Source organism: Klenkia sp. AC732, from assembly GCF_979256525.1.
The window spans coordinates 1-245 of sequence record NZ_CEEDOS010000150.1 but is presented as its reverse complement, the minus strand read 5'-3'; the positions used below and the strand labels follow the sequence as shown (position 1 = coordinate 245).

The window sequence follows — 245 nt, the reverse complement described above, 5'->3', positions numbered from 1 at the left end:
ACGTGGGGGAGCGCGTGGACATCGACCGCTCCGGGCTGGCGGAGTTCCTGCGCACCTGCCGGGAGGCCCTGCAGCCCGAGGACGTCGGCCTGCCGCGCGGGCCGCGCCGGCGGACCAGCGGCCTGCGCCGGGAGGAGGTCGCCGCCCTGGCCTTCATGTCCGCGGACTACGACGCCCGCCTGGAGCGCCAGCGCGGCCCGCAGCCCTCCGAGGGCATGGTCGCAGCGATCGCGCAGGGCCTCCAC

1 protein-coding gene is annotated in these 245 nt (G+C 78.0%); it reads left to right on the top strand.

The window, feature by feature from the left end; genetic code table 11:
* Positions 1-14: 14 nt before the first annotated feature.
* Positions 15-245 (top strand): helix-turn-helix domain-containing protein (locus AC0IVP_RS22050; RefSeq protein ID WP_471759299.1); only part of this gene is annotated, 231 nt, incomplete at its 3' end.